Raw genomic sequence first — 14,705 nt, 5'->3', positions numbered from 1 at the left:
CATGGACCTCGGACTCGCCGGGAAGGTCGTCGTACTCACCGGCGCGGCCGGCGGCATCGGGCGCCACACCGCCCAGCGCTTCGCCGAGGAGGGTGCCACGGTCGTCGCCGTCGATCGCGACGCGGCGGCGCTCGACACGCTCGTGGCCGAGCTGCCGGGTGGCGGCCACCTCGCGCTCGCGGCGACGCTGACGGGCCAGGACTCCGCCGAAGCCGTGGTGGCGCGGGTGCTGCGCTCGCGTGGGCGTATCGACGTGGTCGCCCACCTGGCGGGCGTGCTCGAGACCATCCCGGTGCCCGAGGTCGACGAGGAGCAGTGGGACAGGCACATGAACGTGAACGTGCGCGCCACCTTCTTCCTCACCCGCGCGGCGGCCGAATGGATGCGCGCCGAGAACGTCGCAGGGCGCATCCTCATCATGTCGTCGGGGTCGTGGTTGTCGGGCGGCATGCCCACCCGACTCCCCTACGCCACGTCGAAGGGCGCGGTGACGACCATGGCGCGCAGCCTCGCGAAGGAGTACGGGCCGGCCGGCATCACCGTCAACTGCGTCGCGCCCGGACTCATCGACACCGGAATGATGCGCCTCGGTCTCACGGCGGAGCGCCGTGCCGAGATGGAGGCGGCCACGCCGCTCGGACGCTTCGGGTTGCCCGAAGAGATCGCGGACACCACCGTGTACCTCTGCTCGGCTCGCGCCTCGTTCGTGTCAGGGGCGACCGTCAACGTCTCCGGCGGCAACACGCTCTACTGAACCCCGTTCATCCGCTCACCCCTTCATCCGCCGCCCCGTTCATCCGCTGCGAAAGGCGCCTCGCCATGACTCCTCCCTCCCCCGCCGTGCTGCCACGGCCGCTGCAGTCGCTCGAAGTGAAGCAGATCGGCCTGCTCGTTCCCGACCTCAAGGCCGCCCTCGCCCAGTACAGCCTGCTGCTCGGCCGCGACGACTGGTCGATCTTCACCTACGGCCCCGGCAGCGTCGACCACCTCACCTACCGCGGCGAGCCGAGCAGCTACCGGATGCGCCTGGCGTTCGTCGGCGCCGGGCCCCAGATCGAGCTGGTCGAGAGCCTCGACGGGCCGAACATCTACACCGAGTGGATCGAGCGCCACGGCTACGGCATGCACCACTTCGGCTTCTACGTCGACTCGATCGCCGACACCACCGTCGCGATGCAGGCCGAGGGCTTCGAGCCCATTCAGACGGGCTCCGCCACGGGCCAGGACGGCGACGGCGGCTACGCCTACTTCGACACCGAGAACCTGCTCGGCGCCATCACCGAACTCATCGAGGTGCCGTCCCGGCGCCGACCGACCGAAAGGGTCTGAACCCCCATGTCACAGGAGATCACCGGCGCGACCCGCCTCTGCTTCGTCGTCGCCGACCCGGTGCGCCAGCTGCGCACACCTCAGGTGCTCAACACCGTCTGGGAGACCCGCGGGCTCGACCTCATCACTCTGCCCGCGCATGTTCCGGCCGACGGACTCTCCGACTTCGTCGCCGGGATGCGGTCGAACGAGAGCGTCAGCGGCGCGGTCATCACGGTGCCCCACAAGCAGTCGGTGATCGAGCTCTGCGATGAGCTCGGGCCGAACGCGGCGATCGTCGGGGCGGTGAACGTGGTGCGGCGCACTCCGACGGGTCGCCTGGTGGGCGAGACCTTCGATGGGCTCGGATTCGTGGCGGGCCTGCGGGCACGGGGTTTCGAGCCCAACGAGCGGCGCGCCCTGGTGCTCGGTGCGGGCGGTGCGGCGAGCGCCGTGGCTGTGGCGCTGCTCGGCGCCGGCGTCGAGCGCCTCGACGTGAGCAACCGCACCCCTTCGCGGGCTCGTGCGCTCGCGGAACGCCTGCGATCGGCGTTCCCGTCAGCCGATATCGGCACGGGCCTCTCGCGCGTCGCCGACGCGGAGCTCATCGTCAACGCCACCTCGACCGGCATGTCGCCCTCCGACACCTCGCCATTGCCGCCCGAGCTCTTCCCGGCGGGTGCCCTGGCGGCCGACGTCGTGATGAGCGCCGACCTCACCCCGTTCCTCGCCGCAGCCGCCTCCAGCGGTGCCCGAACCCACGACGGCTTCAACATGCTCACCGGTCAGATCGGCCTCATCGCCGACTACCTCGCTGCGTAAGGGGCGCGGGGCCGTCGCGCGCATCCGTGTCGTGCTCCCGGCCGTGCTGCCCGCGCCCGCCTGCGCGCCCTGGTCAAACCCCTCCCCCCTCGGGCACACTGGCACCACACCCGCGACCGAAGGAGCACGACGTTGAGCACCGAAGAGATCATCCTGGGCGACCTGCCCGCCGGCATCGTCCGCGCCGACGAGGCGTTCAACGGCCGCGTCTGGAACGTGCTCGGCCACACCTACACGACGAAGATCGAGAGCGCGAGCACCTACGCCTGGCTCTCCTATGACCCCGCCGGCACCGGCGTTCCGCCGCACGTGCACCCCACCCAAGACGAGTTCATCTACGTCTTCGAGGGCGTCTACACCCTCTACCTCGACGGCCAGTGGACCACCGCCGGCCCCGGCGACCTCGTGCAGATGCCGCGCAACATCCCGCACGCGTACTACAACAAGCAGGAATCGGATGCGAAGTCGCTGTTCTGGGTCAGCCCCGGCGGCAAGCTGGCGAACCTGTTCAGCCTCCTCCACAACGTCACCGACCCCGACGAGGTCGTGCGTCTGTCGGCCGCGAACGGCGTCGACTTCCTCGCCCCCGGCACGGTCGAGGGGGCATGACGGGGGCCGCTCTGCCGCGCATCGAGCCGTACGGACCCCACCCCGACCAGCACACCGAGTGGTGGTCGGCGGCTCCGGATGCTCCTGCCGGGCCCCGCGGCACGGTCGTGCTGCTGCACGGCGGCTACTGGCGCGAGCGCTTCACCGCGTCGCTCATGCATCCGCTCGTGCCCTCCTTCACCGCCCGGGGCTGGACGGTCGCCAACCTCGAATACCGCCGCGGCCCCGGCACCTGGCCCGAGATGCGCGACGACCTCGCCTCGGCGCTAGCGGCGGTGCGTTCGCGCGCCCTGCCGTCCCGCTGCCTCGCCCTCGTGGGCCACTCGGTCGGCGGCCAACTCGCCCTCCTCGCCGGCGAGCCCGGCGACGCCGTGGTGGCCCTGGCCCCGGTGACCGACCTCATCCGCGGCTACCGCGAGGGCATCGGCGACGGCGCCGTCGCCGAGTTCTTCGGTGCCTCCCCCGAAGAGGCCCCCGACACCTACGCCTCGGCCTCCCCCCTCGCCCAGGCACCCCCGCGCGCACCCACCCTCATCGTCCACGGCACCGACGACACCCGCGTCCCCCTCTCCCACACCCACGCCTACGTGTCCGCCGCCCGCGCCGCGGCCGCCGACGTCACCCTCCTCGAGTTGCCCTCCCTCCCCCACCTCGACGCCATCTCCCCCGACGCCCCCCACTGGCCCGCAGTTCACGACTGGCTCGACGAACGGGCGAACCGGTAGCCCAGCTCGAACCGGCCGGGCGGGAGCGGGCCCAGGCGCGTTCAGAAAAGCAAACGTCGCGGCATCCGAGCCTCCTACGAGGAAGGATGCGGCGAGGTTTGCGTTTTCGAACCAGTCACCGGGGAACGCGGACGGGGTTCTGCGACGCCTCACTCGAACCGCTGCAGGTACTCGACGAACGCCTGCTCGGCTACCGCGGAGAAGGGGTAGGCGAGCTGCGCCTCGACGTCGGGGACGTCGGCGTCGCCGATGTCGCGGAGGAGGTGCACCGTGCCGGGGAGCTCCACGAACCGGGCGACGCCCGGCGCGAAGCCGTCAGCGATTGCCACGACCCCCGACCCCGGCGTGCCGTCGCCGCACGGCGTCTGCACGTCGCGGGTGCCGCAGGTGATGAGGGTCGGAACCGTGACCCCGGGAGAGAGGCCGGGTGAGTAGACCTCGTCGGCATCCTTCCCGTACTGCGAGCGGTACGACTTCGACTGCAGCATCGCGACGGGCTCGAACTCGTAGAACGCGAGCTGCACCGCCGATTGCGTGACCGCGGTGAAGCCCGTCGCCTCGGGCAGCGGCGGCGGGCCGGGAGCGGCGTACGGCGGCGCACCCGACCGCAGTTCCTCGACGCCCGCCGCAGCCCACGCCTTCAGCACCTGCGCATCCGAAGCCGTGACGTCACCCGCAGCGACCGCGGCGTCGAGCTGCGAGGTCATCTGCGCGATCACCACGTCGAACAGCCGCGCGTAGCTCGGCTCGAAGAGCACGAGTCCCGCCGGCACCGGCCCGTCACCCGGATGCGCGTCGAGGTCGAGCGCGATCGCCCCACCCTCGCTGTGCCCCACGACTATGAGCCGGCTCGCGTCGATCCCGGGTTGCGCCGCCAAGAACGACAGCGCATCCCGCGCCGGCTGCACCCGCAGCGTGTCGTACCCGATGGTGGCGAGCACATCCGGGTCTGAGGCATAGGCCCCCAGCCCGGTCGCACCGACCCCGAGTTTGTCGTAGCGGAAGGATGCGACCCCCTGTTCGCTCAACCGGTCGGCGATCCAGCGGTACAGCTCCGACTCGATCCCCACCCCGTTGCCGTTCCGATCCACGTTGCCTGTCCCCACCACGATGACGGCGGCCGGGATGCTCCCGCCCGGGTCGACCGGCCTCCGATAGCTTCCGTGAACGGTGACGCCCGCGCTCTCGAAGGTGACCTCCTGGTCTGACCCCACCCGCGCATCCGGTACCGGGGCGGTCGGGGTCGCCGTCGGCTGCGCCTCGCACGGCCCCGCCGCCATCGCGCTCGAGGTGGGCCCGCCGAGAGCGAGAACGGATGCGGTCAGCCCGACCGCCACGACGAGCCCGAGCACCCCGACCCCCGGCCTCCCCGCACCGCGCCCTGCGCGACCCCGGCGCACGAGCACACGCCTGAGCACCGCCGTCGCCGCAACCCCGCCGCCGAGCAGGAGCACGGCGACCAGGAGCAGCGGAAGGGCCCCCGACCCCGTGTCGGCGAGGCAGTCCCCGAGCCCGGCAGTCATCGGGCGCGCGCGGCGCCCGCGCCGCGGTTCAGCTCATCCATGCCCCCCAGTGTCACGACGCCCATCCACCCGAAGCAAGGCCCGCATCCGGACACGTCCGCTACAGGCCACCCGCCGCGGCCGGCTCACCCCACCACCGCATGCACCCCCGTCGCGATCGCGTAGATCGCGAGGCCCGCGATCGCCCCGACGACGGTGCCGTTGATGCGGATGAACTGCAGGTCTCGCCCCACCTGCAGCTCGATCTTCTGGGTGGTCTCCCGCGCATCCCACCGCTGCACCGTCTCACTGATCACCGACGCGAGGTCGTGCCGGTACTTCTGCACCGCGTACCCAGCGGCGTCGGCGATCCAGGCATCGATCTTGGCCGACAACGCCCGGTCGGCCGAGAGCCGCACCCCCACGTCGACCAGCGCCGACGCCGCCCCCACCCGCAGCTCGCTCGCGGGGTCGGCGAGCGCCGACGTCAGCGTCGCCTTCACGGCCTCCCAGACGCGCCCGGCGAAGGTGCGCATCCGCTCGCTCTCGAGCAGCGACGCCTTGATCTCCTCGACCCGCTCCGCCATCGCTGGATCGTGCTGCAACCGCTCGGTGAGGTCGACGAGGTACCCGTCGATCGCGACCCGCAACGGATGCTCGGGGTCGTCGCGCACAGCCCGCAGCACCCCGATCAGCTCCTTGTGCGCCCGCTCGTCGGCGAGCCCCTTCGCGAAACCGGGCACCCACCGCGGCAGGCGGGTGGAGACGACTTCGCCGAGGGCATCCGGATGCTCGGTCAGCCACGTCTCCGTCGCCTCGACCAGCGCATCCACGACCGCCCGCTGCTGCCCGGCGGCCACCAGCTCAGCACCGACGCGCCCGATCGTGGGCGCCCACTCGCGGTCGAACAGGTGCGTGCGCGCGAGCCGCTCGATGAGCCGCTCGACGTCGGCGTCGCTCAAGAACCGCAGCACGCCCTGCGCCACCACCGCGCCCTCGGCGCTCGCCCGCTCGGCGTTCTTCGGGTCGGCGAGCCAGGTCCCGAGGCGGTCGGCGATGCTGAAGGTGGCGAGCTTGCTGCGCACCACCTCGTCGGAGAGGAAGTTCTGCTCCACGAACTCGCCGAGGCTCACGCCGATCTCGTCTTTGCGGTTCGGGATGATCGCCGTGTGCGGGATGCGCAACCCCAGCGGATGCCGGAACAACGCCGTCACCGCGAACCAGTCGGCGAGCGCCCCCACCATCGCCCCTTCGGCGGCGGCGCGCACGTAGCCCAGCCAGGGGTACTGGTCTTGCAACCCGAACGCCACGGCGAACACGACCGCCGCGACGACGAGGAGCGCGGTGGCGAGCACCTTCATGCGGCGCAGTGCCGCCCGGCGTTGGAGGTCGGCGTCGGTGAGCAGGGTGTCGGGGGTGGTGATGGTCATGGTGGTCCCGTGGTCGTCGGTCCCCGGTCGCCCGAGAAGCTGTGGAGTCCCACCGTACGTCCGCGACCTCCGGTCGGCACGCAGCGTCAGCGGTCGGCCACACCCACCGCCCCGGCGGTCACGGTCGCCGCAGCGAGCCCCGCCATCGCCAGCCCCAGCCCCACCCAGCCGACCGACGAGAGCACCTCACCGATCAGGAACACGCCGAGCAGCGTCGCCACGACGGGCTCGAACAGGGTGAGGAGCGACGCGGTCGATGCCGAGACGTGCCGTAGGCCCCGCGCATACAGGAGGTAGCCGACGGCCGTCGGCACGAGCCCGATGTACAGCAGCACGCTCCAGGCAGCGACCTCGGTCACGCCCGGCACTCCCACCACAAGGGCGACCACCGCCAGAGGGATCACGGTCAGCCCCTGCACGGCGCCGATCACCGGGCCATCGGCGAGACCCTCGGGGCGGCGGGGCGACGGGAGGATGAGGCGCGACGTGGCGATCGTGAATCCCGCGTAGGCGATCCCGGCCAGCACGGCGACCGCCGAGCCGATCGCGAGCTGACCCGGGTCGACCGGAGACCCGACCGAAGACTGCCGCCCCGTCACGAGCAGCACCCCGCCGGCCAACGTCAGCGCGGCGGCCACCGACCATCTCCGACCGGGCAGCGCCGAGGCGGTGACGGCCTCGATCGCGCCCACCACGATGGGAGCGGAGACGATCGCGATCACCGTGCCGACGGCCACGCCCGCGAGGGCCATCCCGGAGAAGAAGGCGAGGATGTAGACGCCGAGGCACCCGGCCGCGACCGCGAGCAGAGGCCCGGCTCCGGATGCTCGGAACACCGCCCCGATCCTCCGGAACATCACCGCGCAGAGCACGATGCCCGACACCGCGAGGGTGAGAGCGCCGACCACCAGCGCACTCACCTGGGGCACGAGCGCCGCTGCGGCACCGGAGGTGCCCCAGACCGTCGCGGCCGCGAGCACCCAGAAGCCACCGCGCCCGCGCCCGCGCGGTCGACCCGAACTCACGGTCACTCGGGCAGGCGCTCCCCGGAGACACGGTCGAACAGATGCCAGCTCCCGGGCCGCACCCGCAACGAAACCGCCGACGACTCGCTCACGCCGGCGAGGTTCGACGCCTCCACGACGCTCGTGAGGGCGATGCCGGCGGCGTCGAGCGAGACGATCGCGCGCGGCCCGAGCAACTCCACCAGCCCGACCGAGACACGGCTGCCCGACCCGGCGACGGTCTCCACCAGGAGATCGTCAGGCCGCACGCCCAGCGTCACCGCCCCGTCGGGGCTGTCGGTACCGAGCTCGAAGCGCAGTCCGTTGGGGGCCACGAATTCCCCGCGCACGAGCTCCCCGTCGATGAGGTTCATCTTCGGACTGCCCACGAACGCCGCGACGAAGGTGTTCGCCGGTTTGCCGTAGACCTCGAGCGGAGTGCCCTGCTGGGCGATCTTGCCCTCCCTCATCACGACCATGCGGTCGGAGAGGGTCATGGCCTCCTCCTGGTCGTGGGTGACGTAGAGCGAGGTAATGCCGAGCCGCCGCTGAATCTGCAGCAGCTCGGTGCGGGTCTCGACGCGCAGTTTCGCATCCAGGTTGCTGAGGGGCTCGTCGAACAGGAAGACGGAGGGCTGACGGATGATCGCCCGCCCGATCGCCACGCGCTGCTGCTGGCCGCCGGAGAGGTCTTTCGGCTTGCGGTCGAGCAGGTGGGTGAGGCCGAGCGACTCCGCCACCTCGTCGGCGCGCTTGCGCGCGGCGGCTCGCGGCTCCTTCGTGGCCCGCAGCGGGAAGGCGATGTTCTCGCGCACCGTCAGGTGCGGATACAACGCATAGTTCTGGAAGACCATCGCGACGTCGCGGTCTTTGGGTTCGAGCTTCGTCACCGTCTTGTCGCCGATGACGATCTCACCGGAGGTGATGGGTTCGAGCCCGGCGAGCATCCGGAGCGATGTCGACTTGCCGCACCCGGAGGGGCCGACCAGAACGGTCAGCGACCCGTCGGGCAGCTCGAGGTTGAGGTTCTCGACGATCTGCGTCTGACCGTAGCTCTTGTTGACGTTCGAGAATGTGACTGTTGCCATGAGATTCCACCAGACCTAAGACTTGACCGCGCCACCGCTGATGCCCTGCACGAGCTTGCGCTGGATGAAGAAACTGGCGATGACCACGGGGATCACCGCGATGAGGATCGCCGCGCTCATCGACCCGAGCTGCACACCCCGGAAGGTGTTGAAGCCGGCGATGGCGACCGGGAGGATCGCCGCCTTCCCGGGGGCGAGGATGAGCCCGTAGAACATGTCGTTCCACGACAGCGTGAAGCCGAAGATGGCGGCCGCCCCGATGCCCGGCAGCACCTGAGGGAGCACGACGCGCCAGAAGGCGCCGAACCGGCTGAACCCGTCGACCCGCGCCTGCTCCTCGAGCGACCGCGGCACCGCCTCGAAGAAGCCGATGAGGAACCAGGTGACCACGGGCAGCACGAAGCTGAGGTGCGCGAAGATCACCGGCACCAGGGTGTCGTTGAGCCGCAGCGCGTAGGCCATGGTGAGGAACGGGAACACCAGAACCGCCGGCGGCAGAACCTGCGCCGCGAGCATCCCGAACCGGGTGGCGGTGCCGCCGGCGCGGTACTTCGCGATGACGTAGGCGCCCATGCTGCCCACGACGACGCTGATCGCCACGGTCGTCAGCCCCACGATGGCGCTGCGGCCGGCGGCGTCGAGGATGCCCGACGACAGCACGTTCTGCCAGCTCTCGAAGGTAGGCGAGAACAGCACGAGATTGGGGTCGTTCAGCTGCCCCGGGGTCTTGAAGCTCGCCAGGGCGATCCAGATCAGGGGGAAGAGCACGAAGATCGCCGCCGCCCACAGCAGCGCGATCCTCGCGACCGCGAGTGCACTCACTCGTCTCATGCGCGCTTGTTCCTCTCGAGTCGGCGGAAGGCGATGACGATCACCGTCAGCACGACGGCCAGCACCACGAACGCCATCGACGACGCCTCACCCAGACGGAAGAACTGGATGCCGGTCTGATAGGTGAAGTACTGGATGGTCTGGGTCTCGGTGCCGGGCCCGCCGCGGGTCGTCGCGTAGACGTACTCGAACACCTTGAGCGCGTCGAGCGCCCGCAGCAGGATGGCGACGACGAGCACCGGGGCGAGCAGCGGCAGCACGATGCGGCGGAAGATGTACCACGGGCTGCCCCCGTCGACCCGGGCCGCCTCGAGCGGCTGCTTCGGGATCGACTCGAGGCCGGCGAGGAGCAGCAGCACCATGAACGGCGTCCACTGCCACACGTCGATGAAGGCGAGGGTGAACAGCGCCCGGCCGGGGCCGAAGAAGTCGTAGCTGATGCCGATGCCCCTCAGCAGCTCGGGGATCGCCCCGATCTGGTCGTTGAGCAGGAAGCGGAAGGTGAGGCCGACCGCGATCGGCGTGATGAACATCGGTGCCAGCAGCATCGACCGGGTGACGTCGCGCGCCCACTTCTGCTTCTGCAGCGACAGCGCGATGGCCAGCCCGATCACGAGCTCCAGTCCGACGGCCACCACGACGTACACGGCGGTGACGCCGAACGCCTCCCAGAACGCCGGGTTGGTGAAGGTCGAGAGGTAGTTCTCGAACCCCACCAGATCGGGCGCCCCGCGGTCGGTGAGCTTGTAGTCGGTGAAGCTGAGGTACAGCGCGTAGAGCAGGGGGAACCCGACGACCGCGATGAACACGGCCACGAGGGGTGCGAGCATCCCGTACTTGAATCTCACGTCTCGGAGCCCTTCCGCATCGCCGATCGCCGGGTTCCCATGCCTCAGCCCTGAGTCTTCTCGGCGGCCGACTGGGCGTCGCGCAGCGCGTCGTCGATGCTCTTCGTGCCTGCGACGGCCTCGTTCAGCTCGGTACCGACGGCTTGGATCATCTCCTCGCCGCCTGCTCCCTGGCTGAGCGGTGCAGCATCCGACAGAATCTGCTTGACGGCCTCGTAGTAGTCGGCTCCGAACCCGTCTTCGAGCACCGCCGGGTCTTCCAGCGTGCTCTCGCGGATCGCCGCGCCGCCCGCGCTCACGCGCTCGACGTCGACGGCCTTCGAGGTGATCCACGACGCGAACGCCCAAGCGGCGTCGGGCGCACCCGAGTTGCTCGGAATGGCCCAGCTCCAGGCGCCGAGCACCTGCTTGCCACCGGGCATCGGCGCCAGCTTGAACTGACCCGCGAGGTCTCCGGATGCTCCGGCCGGGTCGTTGAGGGCCGGCAGGTTCCAGTTGTAGCTGATCATCGACGCGGCTTCACCGCTCGAGACCGAGCGGAATGCCTCGTCGAAGGCCCAGTTGAGGCTGTTCGCCGGTGCGGCGTTCTGGTAGGCGTCGATGTAGGCCTCGAGCGCCGCCTTGGCCTCGGGGGTGTCGAGGGTGATGTTGCCCTCGTCGTCGTAGATCGACCCGCCGGCGGCGAACAGCCAGTTGGCCCACTCCTCGAAGATCTTGTAGCCGCGCTGGGGCTGCATGGCGATGCCCGCCCGGTCGGCGGTCTTCAGCGCCGTGACGTCGGAGACCAGCTCGTCGAGCGTCGTCGGCACCTGGAGACCCGCGGCTTCGTAGTCGGCGGTGTTGTAGAGGTAGCCCAGGGCGTAGTTGTAGAACGGCACGCCGTAGCGCACGTCGTCGACCGTGGTGATGTCGGTCAGCGGCGTGAAGAAGTCGGCCGCGTCGTAGTCGGTGGTCGAGTCGATGCGCTGGTCGAGCGGCTCGAGGAATCCGGCCTGGGCGAAGTCGACCATCCACGGGTTGTCGGCGACGATGAGGTCGTAGGCCGGGTCGGGCGACTGGAACGACGAGACGAGCTTGTCGCGCATCTGGTCGAAGGTGAGCGACTCGATGTCGACGGTGATGTCGGGGTAGACGGTGTTGAACTCCGACACGAGGTCTTTCACGATGTCGGTGTCGGGCACGTTCTCCATCAGGATGCGCACCGTGCCGCTGGTGTCTTCCGGGATGTTTCCAAGGCCGGAGGAGGTGACCTCGGCGGGACCGCCGGAGCCTGCGCAGGCAGTCGCCGTGAGCGCGATGGCTCCGGCCAGGGCCACGCCGGCGGCGAAACGACCGGACTTCTTTCTGAGTGACATGAGGGTCCTTTGCTGATGGGTGAGCTGGGTGGAGGGGTGGGTGGGGCGCGGCTGGGTGGGGCGCGCGGGTCAGTCCATGAAGGCGCCGCCGTTGATGGCGAGCGCCTCTCCGGTCATGAAGGCGGCGTCGTCGCCGAGGAGGAAAGCCACGACGCGGGCGACGTCTTCGGGCTCTTCGAGCCGGCCGAGGGGGGTGTCGTCGATCCAGAGCTGCTTGACCGCTTCCGGGTCGGTGCCGCGGAGGCCGGCCTCCCAGGCGAGTTCGCGCTCCTGCATCGGCGTGGCGACGTATCCGGGGCAGATGCTGTTGACACGGATGCCGTGCTCGGCGAGCTCGAAGGCCATCGCCTGGGTGAGACCCACCACGCCGAACTTCGACGCGACGTAGTCGGCGAGGAACGGCACCTTGCCCTGCTTGCCGGCCATGGAGGCGGTGTTGACGATGGCGCCGCGGCGGCCGGTGCGCACCATGGCGCGGGCGGCGGCCTGGCCGCAGACGAAGACGCCCTTGAGGTTGATCTCGAGGGTCTTGTCGTACTTCTCGATCGGCATCTCGAGAAAGCGCTGCATGAAGGAGATTCCCGCGTTGCTCACCCAGGCGTCGAGGCCGAGACGGTCGGCGACGTCGTCGGCGACCCGGGCAGCCGCCTCGGGGTCGCTCACGTTGAGCACCGCCGACTCGTGCTGCTGGCCGGCGCTCGTGTCGAGCGCGGCAGCGGCGGTGGCCGCGGCCTCGCCGTTGATGTCGGACACCACGACCTGCCAGCCCCGCTCGGCGAGGGTCGCCGCGATCGTGCGGCCGATACCGGATCCTGCCCCGGTGACGACGACGGTTTTCATGCTCGGGTTCTCCTTGCGATCGAGTGCGAGATGGGAGCGACTGCCGCTCCCAGTTCCCGCCATTCCTGGTAGGCGCGGTCGTAGACCGCGACCTTCTGCGGGTCGGGGACGACGGGCGCCCCCAGGGTGATGAAACGGGAGGTCTCGCTCCAGTCGTCGAGGGCTCCGATGCCGACGGCGGCGATGAGCGCCGCGCCGAGGGAGGCACCGGGGTGGTCGACGACCGGGAACATCTCGGTGCCGAGCACCTCGGAGTGAATCTGCTTCCACAGCGTCGACTTGCTGCCGCCGTTGGTGATCGAGACCCGGCCGAGGTCGATGCCCATGTCGCGGAACACCTCGACGTGGTGCCGGAAGCCGAACGCGATGGCCTCGAGCACGGAGCGGTACAGGTCGGCCTTGGTGTGGCCGAGGTGGAGTCCGGCGAAGGTGCCACGCAGGTCGGGGTCGTGGATGGGGCTCTTCTCGCCGAGGAAGTAGGGAAGGCACAGCACCTCGGCGGGCCGGCTGTCGGTCGCTGCGAGATCGAGGTCGACGAGGGGCTCTCCGCCGATCAGCCCCTGGTACCAGCGGATGAGGCTCCCGCTCGTGGCCATGCATCCGTTGGGCAGCCATCGGCCCGGCACCGGGTGCGCGTCGAGGTAGAGACGCTCGTCGACCACGGGCGCGTCGCTGGCCACCAGGATGTCGCCGGCGCCGCCGAGCTTCACCAGCCAGTCGCCGGGCTTCTCCACCCCGGCAGCGAAGGCCGAGAGCACGTGGTCTGCGCCGCCGACGACGAGGGCGGTGCCGGGGTTCAGCCCCGTGCGCTCGGCGAGTTCGGCGCTGAGCGACCCGGCCCGGGTGCCGGGGGCGAGCACGGGCGGGAGCAGGGCCGGGTCGAGGCCTGCGGCGTCGAGAACACGCGCCACCCGCTCCCCCGCGATGGTGAACAGGCCCGATTCCAGGGCCCAGTTCTGCTCGACGTGGGGCTCCGCGCCGAGCGCCATGAGCACCCAGTCGTACGAGCCGACGATGTGGCGTGCCTCGGCGAGGTCGCTCGGCCGGTGCTCGTGGAACCAGGCGATGGTGGGGGCCACCGACTGCTGGGTGAGGGCCGCGCCGGTGAGCGTCACCAGGTCGAGGTCGGCGAGCTGCTCGGCGAGGGTCTCGATCTGGTCGTTCGCCCGCGCGTCGTTCTGCAGCAGGGCCCGGCCGATGGGCTGGAGCCCGTCGTCGACGAGCACCACGGCGGGCACCATGCCCGAGGTCGCGATGGCGCCGATGGAGTCGGCGGCGACCCCCGAGACGGCGAGGATCTCACGGATGGAGTCGACGACGTTGTCGAGCCACTGACGCGGATCGGCCTCGGCGTGGCCGGCGTGCGGGCTGAACAGGGTGGCTTCGCGGGAGGCCTGGGCGACGATGCCGCCCTGAACGTCGAGCAGGATGGTCTTGGTGCCGGTGGTGCCGATGTCGATGCCGAGGGTGTGGCGGGTCATGCGGTCGCCCCCTGCTCGAGCGTCGAGCCGTGCGGGCCGGGTACGCACACCACCTCGACCCCGAGGGAGCGAGCCCCGACGAGCGCGGGGTGGTCGGAGGGGCCGTCGGTGACGATCGCCGTCACCGAGCTGAGGGGCGACACGCTGACGAGCTGCACGCGACCGAGCTTGGTCTCGTCGGCGACGACGATCACCCGGTCTGCCGCCTTCACCGCCGCACGCTTCACGCTGCCCTCCTCGCGGTGGTATTCGGAGACACCGCGGGAGGGGTCGACGCCGGCGATGCCCATCACGTAGGTGTCGCAGTTGTAGCGGGAGAAGATCTCCTCCGTCTCCGAGCCGATGAGGCTGAGCTCCCCGGGGCGTACGCGGCCGCCGGCCAGCAGCACGACGGTGTCGGGTTCGTCGGCGAGCTCGACGGCGACCAGGATGCTGGGGGTGACGACGGTGAGACCGAGACCGCGGCCCTTGATGGCCTTCGCGACGGCGAGCACCGAGCTGCCGCTGTCGAGGATGACCGTCTCGCGCGGGTGCAGCAGCTCCACCGCCGCCTCGGCGATGTGCATCTTGCCCTCGGCGGCCTCGGCCGCGCGGGTCTCGAACGAGGGCTCGGCCGCCTTGCCGCTGGAGAGGATGGCGCCGCCCACCACCCGGCGCACGATGCCCGAGGCCTCGAGCGCTTCGACGTCACGACGGATCGTCATCTCGGAGACCTTGAACTCCTCGGCGAGCGTGGCGAAGTCGATCTCACCCTCGGCCAGCACGCGCTGTTCGATCAATGCCCTGCGGGTCTTAGCTGCCATAGCTTCATCAAAACCAATGTTTGTTACTGATTCACACGATGACTGTTTCAAACATGTAA

General features: G+C 70.3%; 15 protein-coding genes. 5 read left to right on the top strand and 10 right to left on the bottom strand.

Annotated elements, in window-relative coordinates; translation table 11 throughout:
* Nucleotide 1: 1 nt before the first annotated feature.
* The 5 genes from HL652_RS03015 (at nucleotide 2) to HL652_RS02995 (ending at nucleotide 3,464) form a co-directional block, all read left to right on the top strand.
* Complete coding sequence (locus HL652_RS03015) at nucleotides 2-754, top strand: SDR family NAD(P)-dependent oxidoreductase (RefSeq protein ID WP_171703928.1); 753 nt, start codon at nucleotides 2-4, stop codon at nucleotides 752-754.
* A 65-nt stretch (nucleotides 755-819) separates the two neighbouring features.
* Complete coding sequence (locus HL652_RS03010; RefSeq protein WP_171703927.1) at nucleotides 820-1,329, top strand: VOC family protein; 510 nt, start codon at nucleotides 820-822, stop codon at nucleotides 1,327-1,329.
* A 6-nt stretch (nucleotides 1,330-1,335) separates the two neighbouring features.
* Nucleotides 1,336-2,130, top strand: coding sequence for a shikimate dehydrogenase family protein (locus HL652_RS03005; protein WP_171703926.1), 795 nt, complete (start codon nucleotides 1,336-1,338; stop codon nucleotides 2,128-2,130).
* A 132-nt stretch (nucleotides 2,131-2,262) separates the two neighbouring features.
* Complete coding sequence (locus HL652_RS03000) at nucleotides 2,263-2,739, top strand: cupin domain-containing protein (protein ID WP_216603980.1); 477 nt, start codon at nucleotides 2,263-2,265, stop codon at nucleotides 2,737-2,739.
* A complete protein-coding gene (locus HL652_RS02995) occupies nucleotides 2,736-3,464 on the top strand; it encodes an alpha/beta hydrolase family protein (protein ID WP_171703925.1) in 729 nt (242 codons plus the stop codon). Before HL652_RS03000 ends, HL652_RS02995 begins: the two co-directional genes overlap by 4 nt.
* A gap of 149 nt (nucleotides 3,465-3,613) precedes the next feature.
* On the opposite strand, the gene HL652_RS02990 is transcribed toward HL652_RS02995, so the two are convergent.
* The 10 genes from HL652_RS02990 to HL652_RS02945 form a co-directional block, all read right to left on the bottom strand.
* On the bottom strand, nucleotides 3,614-4,987 hold the full coding sequence (locus tag HL652_RS02990) for an alpha/beta fold hydrolase (RefSeq protein WP_171703924.1): 1,374 nt from the start codon (nucleotides 4,985-4,987) through the stop codon (nucleotides 3,614-3,616).
* A 125-nt stretch (nucleotides 4,988-5,112) separates the two neighbouring features.
* A complete protein-coding gene (locus HL652_RS02985) occupies nucleotides 5,113-6,396 on the bottom strand; it encodes a DUF445 domain-containing protein (RefSeq protein ID WP_171703923.1) in 1,284 nt (427 codons plus the stop codon).
* Nucleotides 6,397-6,482: 86 nt separating this feature from the next.
* Nucleotides 6,483-7,427 carry a DMT family transporter gene (locus HL652_RS02980; protein ID WP_171703922.1) on the bottom strand — a complete coding sequence of 315 codons (945 nt, stop codon included), beginning with the start codon at nucleotides 7,425-7,427 and terminating at the stop codon, nucleotides 6,483-6,485.
* Entirely contained in the window at nucleotides 7,424-8,488 is a 1,065-nt protein-coding gene (locus tag HL652_RS02975) for an ABC transporter ATP-binding protein (RefSeq protein ID WP_171703921.1), read from the bottom strand. The genes HL652_RS02980 and HL652_RS02975 overlap by 4 nt, the downstream gene beginning before the upstream one ends.
* A gap of 15 nt (nucleotides 8,489-8,503) precedes the next feature.
* Entirely contained in the window at nucleotides 8,504-9,319 is an 816-nt protein-coding gene (locus HL652_RS02970; RefSeq protein ID WP_171703920.1) for a carbohydrate ABC transporter permease, read from the bottom strand.
* Nucleotides 9,316-10,167 carry a carbohydrate ABC transporter permease gene (locus tag HL652_RS02965; protein WP_171703919.1) on the bottom strand — a complete coding sequence of 284 codons (852 nt, stop codon included), beginning with the start codon at nucleotides 10,165-10,167 and terminating at the stop codon, nucleotides 9,316-9,318. The genes HL652_RS02970 and HL652_RS02965 overlap by 4 nt, the downstream gene beginning before the upstream one ends.
* Nucleotides 10,168-10,211: 44 nt before the next feature.
* On the bottom strand, nucleotides 10,212-11,522 hold the full coding sequence (locus HL652_RS02960) for an ABC transporter substrate-binding protein (protein ID WP_171703918.1): 1,311 nt from the start codon (nucleotides 11,520-11,522) through the stop codon (nucleotides 10,212-10,214).
* Between the two features lie 69 nt (nucleotides 11,523-11,591).
* The gene (locus HL652_RS02955) at nucleotides 11,592-12,362 is read right to left on the bottom strand and encodes an SDR family NAD(P)-dependent oxidoreductase (RefSeq protein WP_171703917.1); all 771 of its coding nucleotides are present in this window, start codon (nucleotides 12,360-12,362) and stop codon (nucleotides 11,592-11,594) included.
* The gene (locus HL652_RS02950; protein ID WP_171703916.1) at nucleotides 12,359-13,843 is read right to left on the bottom strand and encodes an FGGY-family carbohydrate kinase; all 1,485 of its coding nucleotides are present in this window, start codon (nucleotides 13,841-13,843) and stop codon (nucleotides 12,359-12,361) included. Before HL652_RS02950 ends, HL652_RS02955 begins: the two co-directional genes overlap by 4 nt.
* The gene (locus HL652_RS02945; RefSeq protein WP_171703915.1) at nucleotides 13,840-14,646 is read right to left on the bottom strand and encodes a DeoR/GlpR family DNA-binding transcription regulator; all 807 of its coding nucleotides are present in this window, start codon (nucleotides 14,644-14,646) and stop codon (nucleotides 13,840-13,842) included. Before HL652_RS02945 ends, HL652_RS02950 begins: the two co-directional genes overlap by 4 nt.
* Nucleotides 14,647-14,705 lie beyond the last annotated feature (59 nt).

The sequence above is a fragment of the Herbiconiux sp. SALV-R1 genome (assembly GCF_013113715.1).
Lineage (GTDB): Bacteria > Actinomycetota > Actinomycetes > Actinomycetales > Microbacteriaceae > Herbiconiux.
This window is presented reverse-complemented; position numbering and strand designations above follow the sequence as displayed.

Bases quoted from the DNA above. Each gene is read 5' to 3' on its own strand.
- HL652_RS02985 (WP_171703923.1), bottom strand. From the start codon at position 6,396: ATGACCATCACCACCCCCGACACCCTGCTCACCGACGCCGACCTCCAA.
- HL652_RS02995 (WP_171703925.1), top strand. From the start codon at position 2,736: ATGACGGGGGCCGCTCTGCCGCGCATCGAGCCGTACGGACCCCACCCC.
- HL652_RS02970 (WP_171703920.1), bottom strand. From the start codon at position 9,319: ATGAGACGAGTGAGTGCACTCGCGGTCGCGAGGATCGCGCTGCTGTGG.
- HL652_RS02955 (WP_171703917.1), bottom strand. From the start codon at position 12,362: ATGAAAACCGTCGTCGTCACCGGGGCAGGATCCGGTATCGGCCGCACG.
- HL652_RS03005 (WP_171703926.1), top strand. From the start codon at position 1,336: ATGTCACAGGAGATCACCGGCGCGACCCGCCTCTGCTTCGTCGTCGCC.
- HL652_RS02945 (WP_171703915.1), bottom strand. From the start codon at position 14,646: ATGGCAGCTAAGACCCGCAGGGCATTGATCGAACAGCGCGTGCTGGCC.
- HL652_RS03015 (WP_171703928.1), top strand. From the start codon at position 2: ATGGACCTCGGACTCGCCGGGAAGGTCGTCGTACTCACCGGCGCGGCC.
- HL652_RS02975 (WP_171703921.1), bottom strand. From the start codon at position 8,488: ATGGCAACAGTCACATTCTCGAACGTCAACAAGAGCTACGGTCAGACG.
- HL652_RS02950 (WP_171703916.1), bottom strand. From the start codon at position 13,843: ATGACCCGCCACACCCTCGGCATCGACATCGGCACCACCGGCACCAAG.
- HL652_RS02960 (WP_171703918.1), bottom strand. From the start codon at position 11,522: ATGTCACTCAGAAAGAAGTCCGGTCGTTTCGCCGCCGGCGTGGCCCTG.
- HL652_RS02990 (WP_171703924.1), bottom strand. From the start codon at position 4,987: ATGACTGCCGGGCTCGGGGACTGCCTCGCCGACACGGGGTCGGGGGCC.
- HL652_RS03010 (WP_171703927.1), top strand. From the start codon at position 820: ATGACTCCTCCCTCCCCCGCCGTGCTGCCACGGCCGCTGCAGTCGCTC.